Genomic DNA, 10,499 nt, shown 5'->3' with positions numbered 1-10,499 from the left:
GCGCGTACCGGCCTACGCCGCGAAGTGCACCAGGGCCAGGGGGTCGGAGGTGGGCTGGGGGGAGCCGCCGGGGGGTTCGACGGTGATGCCCATGCCGGAGGCGCCGTCGACGGCGCCCTGGAGGAGGACGGCCTGGGTCGTGCCGGCGCCGGACGGCTTCGGCATGAGGCCCGCGGAACGCATCCGGCCGCCGTCGGCGTACCAGAGCTGGTAGACCCGGTCGCCGCTGAGCACCGGCATGCCGTGGGCGAAGAAGACCGCGCGGTCCTGACTGCGGGAGACCACGACCGTGCCGCTGGCGCCGCCGGCGAGCTTCGCGGAGGTTGTGACGGCGTCGGGCGCGGCCAGGACCCGGGAGATCTGCTCCGCCTGGGCCTGGGTCCGCCGGTTCTCCTGGCGCAGGTCGCCGAGCTGTTGCTGCTGCCAGACCGCGACCCCGCCCAGTGCCGCGGCCGCGGCGAGGCAGGCCGCCAGGGCGAAGCGGACGCGGCGTCGCGCGGGCTGCGAGGCACGGCGGCGCAGGGCGCGGGCCGCGGCGCGCGGTGGCTCGGGCACCGAAGGCGGCTCCTGCCGCACGTTGACGATGAGCCGCATGACGTCGTCCTTCATGCGGGGCGGGACGGGTTCGGTCGCGGCGAGCCCGAGGCGGGCGGCGGTCGCGGTCAGTTCGCGCACCTCCAGCGCGCAGGCCTCGCACTCCGCGAGGTGGCGTTCGAACTCCGCGCGCTCGTGCCGCGTCAGCGCGTCGACGGCGTAGGCGCCGGTGAGGGTGTGCAGCTCGGCCTCGGTGCTCACGCGGTCACCCCCAGGCAGTCGCGCAGCCGGATCAGCCCGTCGCGCAGCCGGGTCTTGACGGTGCCCAGCGGCAGCGACAGCAATTCGGCGACCTCCCGGTACGTCAGCCCCCGGTAGTAGGCGAGGGTCACCGACTGGTGCTGCGCCTCGGTGAGGGTGCGCATGCAGCGCCGCACATGTTCGGCCTCCAGCCGGGCCTCGACCTGCTCGGTGACGTCGTCGTAGGCGCGGGTGCGCTCCAGCAGCGCCGCCTTGTGCTCGCGGTCCGCCGCCGCGCTGGCGGACCGCACCCGGTCCACGGCCCTGCGGTGGGCCAGGGTCATCACCCAGGTCATCGCGCCGCCCCTCTCCGGCCGGAAGCGGGCGGCGGTGCGCCACACCTCCACCAGCACCTCCTGCGTCACCTCCTCCGACTGGGCGGGGTCCCTGAGCACTCCGCGCACCAGCCCGAGCACCGGTCCGCTCACGGCGTCGTACAGCCGGGCGAAGGCCTCCTGGTCGCCGCGTGCGACGGCGAGCAGCAGCTCCGAGAGGTCCGGCCCCTGCCGCGCGGGCCTGCCGAACCGCAGCGGTTCCCTCACCACACCTCCAGCGTTCGATTCCGTGTGTCGCGGACAAGTCTCGCGTCCGGCATTCGGCGCCGCGAGCGATTCGGATTGGTCCGTCGTACCGTGGCAGTCATGTCCGACACCACCTCAGCAGCAGTCCTGGGCACCGGGATCATGGGTGCCGCGATGGCCCGCAACCTCGTCAGGGCCGGCCTCGACGTCCGTGTGTGGAACCGTACGAAGGAGAAGGCCCAGCCGCTCGGCAAGGACGGCGCGCGCGTCGCCGGCACCCCCGCGGAGGCGGTGGACGGCGCCGACGTGGTGCTGACCGTCCTGTACGACGGGGATTCCGCCCTCGAGACCATGCGGCAGGCGGCGCCTGGCTTGCGGAAGGGCGCGGTGTGGGCGCAGGCCACCACCGCGGGCGTGGGCGCCCTCGGGGCGTTCGCGCAGTTCGCGCGCGAGCACGGCGTCGTCTTCCTGGACTCGCCCGTGCTGGGCACCAGGCAGCCCGCGGAGAACGGGCAACTGCTGGTGCTGGCCGCCGGGCCGCAGGAGGCCCGGCAGGCGGTGGCGCCGGTCTTCGACGCGATCGGCAGCCGCACCGTGTGGGTGGGGGAGGACGCGGCCGAGGGCGCGGCCAGCCGGCTCAAGCTGGTGATCAACAGCTGGGTGCTGACCGTCACCCACGGCACCGCAGAGGCCCTCGCGCTCGCGAAGGGCCTCGGCGTGGACCCGGCCGGCTTTCTCAAGGCCCTCTCCGGCGGCCCCCTCGACATGGGCTACCTGCAGGCGAAGGCGGCATCGATCCTGGCCGGCGACTTCAGCCCCAGCTTCGCCGTGCACACCGCGGAGAAGGACGCCCGCCTGATCGTGGAGGCGGGGGAGTCCGTGGGGGTCCGGCTCGACGTGGCCGCGGCCGGCGCCGAGCGCTTCCGCCGCGCGGCCGAGCTCGGGCACGGGGCGGAGGACATGGCGGCCTCGTACTTCGCGAGCTTCGAGAGGTGATCAACCGATGTGCGGGAAGAGGCTGGTGAAGGACGCCGCCGCCTCGGCGGCGTCCCGGCCGAAGGGGGCGTCCAGGTCCCAGATGAGGAAGAGCAAGAAGGCGATCAGGGCGCTGTAGAGCCCGGCGAGGACGAGTTCGCGCCGGGAGCGCCGGATCTGCAGGCCGAAGATCAGTCCCACCGCGACGAGAGCGCCGGCGACCAGGCCGAACCACACTACTCCCGGCATGGTCGGCCCGGCGTGCTCGCCGCGTGCGGTGCGCGCGTCGTCGGCGGCCGCGACCTGGTCGACGACCGGCTGGTACGCCTGGTTGGCCGGCGGGGTGCGCGGTTCGAAGCCGGTCACGTCGCGGCGCAGCTTGTCGAGGAGTTCCGTGCCACGCCGGGTGTTCTCCCCGTGGTCGATCATGTGGGGGAGTTCGGTGTGCGCGACGTAGGAGACGTACGCGTCCACGTCGGCGCGCACCCGGTCGCGGACGGCGGCCGGGTAGACCTGGACCCGCTGCCGTACCTCGTGCAGGGCCTGGGTCTCGCGGTGGACGGTGTCCTCCGCGCCGCCGCGGGCCTCCCACACGCCGGCGATGGCGAGGCCGAGGACGATGGCGTACACCACGCCGATCATCATCGTCATGTACTCGATGACGTCGGGGGTCTGCGAGGGGTCGTCGTCATCGCCGATGCGGCGGTGGTTGATGAGCACGATGGTCAGCACCACGGCGCAGGCCGCGGCCATCGCGATGCCCAGGACGAGCCAGTCCGACATCGATCACCTCCGTGAGCGGGCTTGGGAGCGTGGCTTGAGCGCGGCGGCGGACAGGACCGCCGGGGCGGTGACGAGCAGCATGAGCCGGACGATGCTCGGCCCCTGTGGCGGTGGCGGCGCGCTCGCCTTCCGGTAGGCGACCGGCGGGAGTTGCGCGCGGTGCGTCGGTGCGGGACTCGGGGTCGGCGTGGGGGCCGGCGTGGGAGCCGGGGTCGGTGCCGGGGTGGGCGTGGGGGCCGGCGCGCGGCGCACGGGGCGTGCCGGGGTGGGGGTGGGGCGTGGCGCCGGACCGCAGGGGTGCCGCCAGGACACGGAGCCGCGTGAACCGCCGCTGCCGGTGCGGGCGTCGACCGTCGACTCGTACGCGGGGCAGTGCCGTCGCCGGACGGTCGCGGACGAGCCACCGTCGCCGGTGCGCGCGTCCACGGTGTCCCCGCCGTGCGTGACCCGGGCCCGTGTCTCCCCGCCGCGGGTCTCCGCCCGGACGGCGCCGCCGCCGGTCTCCACCCGTACGGTGCCGTCGGGCAGGAACCGGACCACGGGCGGGCCCGGCGGACCCGGTGGATCGTGCGCGTACGCCGTCCCCCCGGCCGGCCCCGGCCCCAGCACCGTCAGCGCCGCGGCCGCCGTGAGGCCGGCCCCCCTCAGCCAGATGCTCATGGACGAGATCCTGCGCGGCGCCGCGCGCGCCCATCCGGGGGACCCGGCCAATCCCCCCGAAGGGCTGATTCGTCAGCTCAGCACGCGCCGCAGCGCACGCCGGGCGCGGTCGGGGGCGGTGCGGTCGCCGAAGAGCTGGACGGCGTGGTTGAGGGAGAAGTAGATCCCGTTCAGCTCGAAGACGAGCTGTTCCGGGTCGGTGTCCGGGGGCAGGTCGCCGTGTTCTACGGCGGCCCGGATGTCGCGGTGCAGCCGTCGCCGCCAGACGGCGTAGAGCCGGGCGACCGCGTTCCGTACCGGCCCCTCGCGGCCGTCGAACTCCACGGCGGAGGCGGTGAACAGGCACCCGCCGGGGAAGGCCTCGCGTTCGCGGTCGAGGTAGGTGACCCAGGCCTCGCAGATCGCGGTCAGCCGGGCGAGCCCGGGCGCGGCCCCCGCGGCGGGCACCCACACCGCGCGGGTGAAGATCTCCGAGGCCCGCCGCAAGGCGGCGATCTGCAGGGCCTCCTTGGTACCGAAGTGCCCCAGCAGCCCCGACTTGCTGATCCCGAGGTCGGCCGCGAGCCGGCCGATCGTGAGGCCCTCCAGGCCCTCCACGGAGGCGACCGCGACGCTGCGCTCGATGATCCGCTCGCGGGTGTGACGTGCCTCGGCGGCGGACTTGCGTGGGCTCATGCGGCCATCGTAGCCATCCCTTCCCGTTTAGAGTCCGACCGATCGGTCGCTATAGTGCCGCCATGACTGCATCCCGTATCGCCGCCCTGGGCCACCACCAGCCGCAGCGCGTCCTCACCAACGACGAGCTGGCAGCCATGGTCGACACCAGTGACGCCTGGATCAGGCAGCGCACCGGCATCGCGACCCGGCACATCGCCGACGAGGACGAGACGGTCGCCGACATGGCCGTAGCCGCCGCCGGCAAGGCACTCGCCACGGCCGGCCTGGACCCCGCCGAGATCGACCTGGTCGTCGTGGCCACCTCCAGCGCCATCGACCGCAGCCCCAGCACCGCCGCCCAGGTCGCGGCCCGGCTCGGCATGACGGCGCCCGCCTCCTACGACCTCAACAACGCCTGCGCGGGCTTCACCACGGCGCTCGCCGCCGCCGACCACTCCGTGCGGGCCGGCGCCGCCCGGCACGCCCTGGTCATCGGCGCCGAGAAGATGTCCGACCTCACCGACTGGAGCGACCGCAGCACCTGCGTCCTGCTGGGCGACGGGGCCGGTGCGGCCGTCGTCAGCGCCGCCGATGCCGCTCCGGGGACGAGCCCCGGCATCGGCCCGGTCGTGTGGGGCTCCGACCCCACCCGGGCCGACGCCGTACGGCTGGCAGGCGCCTGGCAGCCCCGCTTCGCCCAGGACGGTCAGGCGGTCTTCCGCTGGGCCACCACCACCCTCGCCCCGATCGCCGAGGAGGCCTGCCGGCGCGCCGGTATCCCCGTCGGCGACCTCGGCGGCATCGTGACGCACCAGGCCAACCTGCGGATCATCGAGAGCGTCGTACGCGAACTGGGCGCCCCGCAGGCGGTGGTGGCCCGTGACGTCGTCGACTCCGGTAACACCTCCGCGGCCTCGGTGCCGCTCGCCTTCTCCAAGCTCGTCGAACGCGGCGAGCTGACCCCCGGCGCTCCCGTGCTGCTGCTGGGCTTCGGCGGCGGGCTCTCCTGGGCCGGGCAGGTCGTCGGCTGCCCCTGACCCGGGAGACGGCCGAGGGCCGGCCGGCCGCGCGAGCGGCTGACCGGCCCTCAGGAGTGCCGTACGGCTCAGGCCTTGAAGGCCATGACCACGTTGTGGCCGCCGAAGCCGAAGGAGTTGTTGATGGCCACGATCGGGCCCTGCGGCAGCTTCCGCGCCTCGGTGGAGACCAGACCGGGGTCGATCTCGTCGTCCAGGTCCGCGATGTTGATCGTCGGCGGGGCGATCCGGTGGTGCAGGGCGAGGACGGTGGCGACCGTCTCGATGCCGCCCGCGCCGCCCAGCAGGTGACCGGTCATCGACTTGGTGGCGGAGATGGCCACGTGGTCGAGGTGGTCGCCGAGCACCTTGCGCAGCGCCTTGACCTCGGCGACGTCACCCTGCGGGGTGGACGTCGCGTGCGCGTTGAGGTGGGCGACCTGCGCCAGGTCCAGGCCGGTGGCGGCGATCAGCTGCTCCAGCGCGGCGGCGATGCCGCGGCCGGTGGGCTCGGGCTGCGCGATGTGGTGGGCGTCGGCCGACAGGCCCTGGCCCAGCACCTCGGCGTAGACCCAGGCGCCGCGCTTGGCGGCGTGCTCGGCCGACTCCAGGACGACGACACCCGCGCCCTCGCCGAGGACGAAGCCGTCGCGGCCCTTGTCGTACGGGCGGGAGGCGCCCTGCGGGTCGTCGTTGTTCTTCGACATCGCCATCATGTTGGCGAAGGCCGCGATCGGCAGCGGGTGGATGGCCGCCTCGGTGCCGCCGGCGACGACCACGTCGGCACGGCCGGAGCGGATCATCTCGTACGCGTAGCCGACGGCCTCGGCGCCGGAGGCGCAGGCGCTGACCGGGGTGTGGACACCGGCGCGGGCGTTGACCTCCAGCCCGACGTTGGCCGAGGGGCTGTTGGGCATCAGCATCGGCACGGTGTGCGGGGACACCTTGCGCGGGCCGGACGCCTTGAGGTTGTCGTACTGGTCGAGCAGCGTGGTGACGCCTCCGATGCCGGAGGCGATGACCGTGCCCAGGCGGTCGGGGTCGACCGAGCTGTCCTCGCCGGCCTTGGCGGTGAAGCCCGCGTCGGCCCAGGCCTCACGGGTGGCGATCAGCGCGAACTGCGCCGAGCGGTCGAGCTTGCGGGCGACCGGGCGGGGCAGGACCTCCAGCGGTTCCACGGCGATCTGCGCGGCGATGCGCACCGGCAGCTCGGCGGCCCAGTCCTGCTCCAGGGGTCGGACGCCGGAACGTCCGGCGGTCAACCCTTCCCAGGTCGACGCGCTGTCCCCGCCCAGCGGAGTGGTTGCGCCGATACCGGTGACGACCACGGTGTGATTGGTCGGGCTCACAGGGATTGTCTCTCCACGTCTAGAAGGGCGGGCGACAGACACGTCGTCCAGGGGTGGCTCAGGCTCAGGCCTGGGCCTTGAGGATGTAGTCGACGGCGTCGCCGACGGTCTTCAGCTGCTTGACGTCGTCGTCCGGGATCTTGACCTCGAAGCGCTCCTCGGCGGCGACGACGACCTCGACCATGGACAGCGAGTCGACGTCCAGGTCGTCGGTGAAGGACTTGTCCAGCTGGACGTCCTCGGTCGGGATGCCGGCGATCTCGTTCACGATCTCGGCGAGACCCTCGACGATCTCTTCCTGGGTGGCCATGGCGGCGCTCTCCTTCTTCGTGCTGGTTACTACGGGCTGCGGCGGGCGGGAGTGCGCGCCGCGTGGGTGTTGCCTAGGGGAGGGTAACGACCGTGGCGGCGTAGACGAGCCCCGCCCCGAAACCGATGATCAGGGCCGTGTCGCCGCTCTTCGCCTGTCCGGTGGCGAGCAGGCGCTCCATCGCGAGCGGGATCGACGCGGCGGAGGTGTTGCCGGTGGTCTCGATGTCGCGGGCGACCGCGACGTGCTCAGGCAGCTTGAGCGCCTTGATCATCGAGTCGATGATGCGCATGTTGGCCTGGTGCGGGATGAAGACGTCCAGGTCGGCCGCGGTGATCCCGGCGGCGTCCAGCGCCTCCTGGGCCACCTTGGCCATCTCGAACACCGCCCAGCGGAAGACGGTCTGGCCCTCCTGGGTGATCGCGGGGAACTTCACTTCCCCGTTCTCGTCCACCGGCAGCTGAGCGACGTCACCCACACGGAAGCGGTCCCACGCCACGGTCTGGGTGATGGTGCCGGCCTTGTCGCCCTCCGAGCCCCACACGGTGGGGCCGATCTCGGGCTCGTCGGCCGGGCCGATGATGACGGCGCCGGCGCCGTCGCCGAAGAGGAAAGCGGTGGCGCGGTCCGACTTGTCGGTCAGGTCGCTCAGCCGCTCGACGCCGATCACCAGGACGTGCTTCGCGCTGCCCTCGGTGACCATGCCCTTGGCGAGGGTCACGGCATAGGTGAAGCCGGCGCAGCCCGCCGAGATGTCGAACGCGGCCGGCTTGCCCGCGCCGATCCGGTGCGCGATCTCGGTCGCGACCGCCGGCGTCTGCTTGAAGTGGGAGACGGTGGCGACGATGACGCCCCCGATGTCCTCGGCCGAGATCCCCGCGTCGGCGATGGCCTTGCCCGCCGCGACGACCGACATCTCGGCGACCGTCTCGTCCGGGCCGGCCCAGTGCCGGGAGGCGATGCCGGAGCGGGAGCGGATCCACTCGTCGCTGGAGTCGATGTTCTCCAGGATCACCTCATTGGGCACCACGCGGGTCGGCCGGTAGCCGCCGACACCCATGATGCGCGCGTACGGGGAGCCCTTGCTGGGCTTGATCTTCGGCATGTCTGCGGGGACTCCTATTCCTGGGGGCCGTGCTCGGCCACGATCGCGCGGGCGGCGTCGAGGTCGTCCGGGGTCTTCAGGGCCAGGGTCGCGACGCCGGGCAGCGCGCGCTTGGCCAGTCCCACCAGGGTGCCACCCGGCACCAGCTCGATGATCGCGGTGACGCCGAGCTCCTTGAAGGTCTCCATGCACAGGTCCCAGCGGACCGGGTTGGAAACCTGCGACACCAGGCGGGAGACGATCTCGGTGCCGGAGGAGACGACCGTGCCGTCGGTGTTGGACACGTACGGCAGCGCCGGGTCGGCGACCTTCAGCGTCTGCGCCAGCTCGTCCAGCACGGCCACGGCCGGGGCCATGTGGTGGGTGTGGAACGCGCCCGCCACCTTCAGCGGGATGACCCGCGCCTTCTCCGGCTTGTCCGCGGTCAGCTCCGCGAGCTGCTTCGCCGTGCCGGCCGCCACGATCTGACCGGCGCCGTTGATGTTCGCCGGGGTGAGGCCGAGGTTCTCCAGGTGGGCGACGACCACGTCCGGGTCGCCGCCGAGCACGGCCGACATGCCGGTCTCGGTGACGGCCGCGGCCTGGGCCATCGCGGTGCTGCGGGTACGGACGAAAGTCATCGCCGCGTCGGCGCTCAGCACACCCCCGACGGCCGCCGCCGTGATCTCACCGACGCTGTGACCGGCCACGGCGCCCAGCGCGCAGCGCGCGGCGCCCGGATCGCCGAACAGCTGCTCCGCCGCGACCAGACCGGCCGCGACCAGCAGGGGCTGGGCGACGGCGGTGTCACGGATCTCCTCGGCCTCGGCCTTGGTGCCGTAGCGGGCGAGGTCGAGCCCGGCGGTCGAGGACAGACCGGCGAGGCGGTCGGCGACACCGGGGAGTTCGAGCCAGGGGTTCAGGAAGCCGGGCGCCTGGGCGCCCTGGCCGGGAGCGACGAGTACGAGCACGCTTTCAACTCTCTCTTGACCGGGGTGATCCCCGCCCGTGGGGACAGGGACCAAGAACCGACGGGCGATTTGTTGGTGTCCCACAAAGGCCCTGAGTGTATCTACGGTGTGTGCCCGGACTCGGAGAGCCGGCCCAGGATGAGCGCGATACGTAGCGTGAATGCGGAGCGTACGTCCGACGGCGACCAGCCGGTGACGTCCGTCACACGTCGAAGCCGGTAGCGAACGGTGTTGGGGTGAACGAACAACATCCGGGCGGCCCCTTCCAGCGACGAGGCCTGTTCGAGGTAGACGGACAGAGTCTCAAGCAGTGCCGAACCAGCTTCCTCCAACGGCCTGTAGATCTCCTCCACCAGCTGATCGCGGGCGTGTCGGTCGCCCGCCATCGCGCGCTCCGGGAGCAGGTCGTCGGCCAGCACCGGGCGCGGGGCGTCGGGCCAGGCCGCGCACGCCCGCAGGCCGGCGGCCGCGGCCTGCGCGGACTTCGACGCCGCCAGCAGGTCGCCCACCAGGGGCCCGGCCACCACCGGCCCCGCAGCGAACGGCCCGATCAGCGCCTTGGCCACCCGCAGCGGGTCCCCGTCGCCGCCCGCGACCACGATCAGCCGGTCGCCGAGCACTCCGGTGAGAACCTGGAGCTTGGCGTGCCGCGCCGCCCGCCGGATCGCCTCGACGGTGAGCTCGCTGTCGCCGTTGGGTGCCGTGCCCAGCACCACCGCGATCTTGTCGGGGGAGCTCCAGCCGAGCGCCGCCGCCCGCGACAGCACGCCCTCGTCCGCCTCCCCGGACAGCACCGCGTTGACCACCAGGGACTCCAGCCGGGCGTCCCAGGCGCCGCGCGCCTCGGCGGCCTGGGCGTACACCTGGGCCGTCGCGAAGGCGATCTCCCGCGCGTACACCAGCAGTGCCTCGCGCAGCACCGACTCGTCGCCGGGAGCCGCGACCTCGTCGATCGCCGCTTCCATGACCTCGATGGTGGTGCGCACCATCTCCACCGTCTGGCGCAACGAGATGGCCCTGGTCAGCTCCCGGGGGGCGGTGCCGAAGACGTCGGTGCTGATCGCCTGCGGGGTCTCCGGGTGGCGGAACCACTCCGTGAAGGCCGCGATGCCCGCCTGCGCCACCAGCCCGATCCACGAGCGGTTCTCCGGCGGCATGGCCCGGTACCAGGGCAGCTGCGCGTCCATCCGCGCGATCGCGGCCGCCGCCAGGCGCCCCGAGGACTTCTCCAGCCTCTTCAGCGTGGCGGAGTGGGAGTGGTCGCGGGCGGGGTCGACTGCGTTCAGCGCGGGTTCTGGCACGGGTACAAGCCTGCCTTATCCGGGCGGATGCATGGCAC

Annotated in this window: 12 protein-coding genes; 2 read left to right on the top strand and 10 right to left on the bottom strand. The window is 73.1% G+C overall.

The genetic code is table 11. The annotated features are described in order from the left end of the window. Positions 1-12: 12 nt before the first annotated feature. Positions 13-795, bottom strand: a complete 783-nt coding sequence (locus tag ACRWNP_RS28710; protein ID WP_431966368.1) for an anti-sigma factor — start codon at positions 793-795, stop codon at positions 13-15. Further along, the gene (locus tag ACRWNP_RS28705) at positions 792-1,376 is read right to left on the bottom strand and encodes a sigma-70 family RNA polymerase sigma factor (RefSeq protein WP_431966366.1); all 585 of its coding nucleotides are present in this window, start codon (positions 1,374-1,376) and stop codon (positions 792-794) included. The genes ACRWNP_RS28710 and ACRWNP_RS28705 overlap by 4 nt, the downstream gene beginning before the upstream one ends. A 99-nt stretch (positions 1,377-1,475) precedes the next feature. Here ACRWNP_RS28705 and ACRWNP_RS28700 point away from each other — a divergent pair, with 99 nt between their 5' ends. Continuing rightward, a complete protein-coding gene (locus tag ACRWNP_RS28700; protein ID WP_431966364.1) occupies positions 1,476-2,351 on the top strand; it encodes an NAD(P)-dependent oxidoreductase in 876 nt (291 codons plus the stop codon). Here the strand turns inward: ACRWNP_RS28700 and ACRWNP_RS28695 are convergent, their stop codons facing one another. From ACRWNP_RS28695 to ACRWNP_RS28685, 3 genes are all read right to left on the bottom strand, one after another. Continuing rightward, positions 2,352-3,113: a DUF4239 domain-containing protein gene (locus ACRWNP_RS28695; RefSeq protein ID WP_431966362.1), complete on the bottom strand. Its 762-nt coding sequence runs from the start codon at positions 3,111-3,113 to the stop codon at positions 2,352-2,354. It lies immediately after the preceding gene. 3 nt (positions 3,114-3,116) lie between these two features. Continuing rightward, positions 3,117-3,773 (bottom strand): hypothetical protein, encoded by a 657-nt coding sequence (locus ACRWNP_RS28690; protein ID WP_431966360.1) that lies wholly within the window; start codon positions 3,771-3,773, stop codon positions 3,117-3,119. Positions 3,774-3,845: 72 nt separating this feature from the next. Further along, complete coding sequence (locus tag ACRWNP_RS28685; RefSeq protein ID WP_431966358.1) at positions 3,846-4,448, bottom strand: TetR/AcrR family transcriptional regulator; 603 nt, start codon at positions 4,446-4,448, stop codon at positions 3,846-3,848. 62 nt (positions 4,449-4,510) lie between these two features. On the opposite strand from ACRWNP_RS28685, the gene ACRWNP_RS28680 reads away from it, so the two are divergent. Further along, positions 4,511-5,467, top strand: coding sequence for a beta-ketoacyl-ACP synthase 3 (locus ACRWNP_RS28680; RefSeq protein WP_431966356.1), 957 nt, complete (start codon positions 4,511-4,513; stop codon positions 5,465-5,467). 68 nt (positions 5,468-5,535) lie between these two features. On the opposite strand, the gene fabF is transcribed toward ACRWNP_RS28680, so the two are convergent. The 5 genes from fabF to ACRWNP_RS28655 all read right to left on the bottom strand — a co-directional run bounded on the left by fabF (position 5,536) and on the right by ACRWNP_RS28655 (position 10,461). After that, the gene (fabF, locus tag ACRWNP_RS28675) at positions 5,536-6,795 is read right to left on the bottom strand and encodes a beta-ketoacyl-ACP synthase II (RefSeq protein WP_431966354.1); all 1,260 of its coding nucleotides are present in this window, start codon (positions 6,793-6,795) and stop codon (positions 5,536-5,538) included. A 64-nt stretch (positions 6,796-6,859) separates the two neighbouring features. After that, positions 6,860-7,105, bottom strand: a complete 246-nt coding sequence (locus ACRWNP_RS28670; protein ID WP_018556746.1) for an acyl carrier protein — start codon at positions 7,103-7,105, stop codon at positions 6,860-6,862. A 73-nt stretch (positions 7,106-7,178) separates the two neighbouring features. Next, the gene (locus tag ACRWNP_RS28665; RefSeq protein ID WP_431966352.1) at positions 7,179-8,210 is read right to left on the bottom strand and encodes a ketoacyl-ACP synthase III; all 1,032 of its coding nucleotides are present in this window, start codon (positions 8,208-8,210) and stop codon (positions 7,179-7,181) included. Positions 8,211-8,224: 14 nt separating this feature from the next. Further along, positions 8,225-9,160: an ACP S-malonyltransferase gene (locus tag ACRWNP_RS28660; RefSeq protein ID WP_431966350.1), complete on the bottom strand. Its 936-nt coding sequence runs from the start codon at positions 9,158-9,160 to the stop codon at positions 8,225-8,227. Positions 9,161-9,261: 101 nt separating this feature from the next. Further along, positions 9,262-10,461 carry a PucR family transcriptional regulator gene (locus ACRWNP_RS28655; protein ID WP_431966348.1) on the bottom strand — a complete coding sequence of 400 codons (1,200 nt, stop codon included), beginning with the start codon at positions 10,459-10,461 and terminating at the stop codon, positions 9,262-9,264. Positions 10,462-10,499: the final 38 nt, after the last annotated feature.

It is taken from the genome of Actinacidiphila sp. bgisy160, from assembly GCF_965342435.1.
Taxonomy (GTDB): Bacteria; Actinomycetota; Actinomycetes; order Streptomycetales; family Streptomycetaceae; genus Actinacidiphila.
This window is presented reverse-complemented; position numbering and strand designations above follow the sequence as displayed.

What these genes read in the sequence shown, in the direction of transcription:
- ACRWNP_RS28695 (WP_431966362.1), bottom strand. Translation starts at nt 3,113, where the DNA reads ATGTCGGACTGGCTCGTCCTGGGCATCGCGATGGCCGCGGCCTGCGCC.
- ACRWNP_RS28670 (WP_018556746.1), bottom strand. Translation starts at nt 7,105, where the DNA reads ATGGCCACCCAGGAAGAGATCGTCGAGGGTCTCGCCGAGATCGTGAAC.
- ACRWNP_RS28685 (WP_431966358.1), bottom strand. Translation starts at nt 4,448, where the DNA reads ATGAGCCCACGCAAGTCCGCCGCCGAGGCACGTCACACCCGCGAGCGG.
- ACRWNP_RS28690 (WP_431966360.1), bottom strand. Translation starts at nt 3,773, where the DNA reads ATGAGCATCTGGCTGAGGGGGGCCGGCCTCACGGCGGCCGCGGCGCTG.
- ACRWNP_RS28665 (WP_431966352.1), bottom strand. Translation starts at nt 8,210, where the DNA reads ATGCCGAAGATCAAGCCCAGCAAGGGCTCCCCGTACGCGCGCATCATG.
- ACRWNP_RS28700 (WP_431966364.1), top strand. Translation starts at nt 1,476, where the DNA reads ATGTCCGACACCACCTCAGCAGCAGTCCTGGGCACCGGGATCATGGGT.
- ACRWNP_RS28680 (WP_431966356.1), top strand. Translation starts at nt 4,511, where the DNA reads ATGACTGCATCCCGTATCGCCGCCCTGGGCCACCACCAGCCGCAGCGC.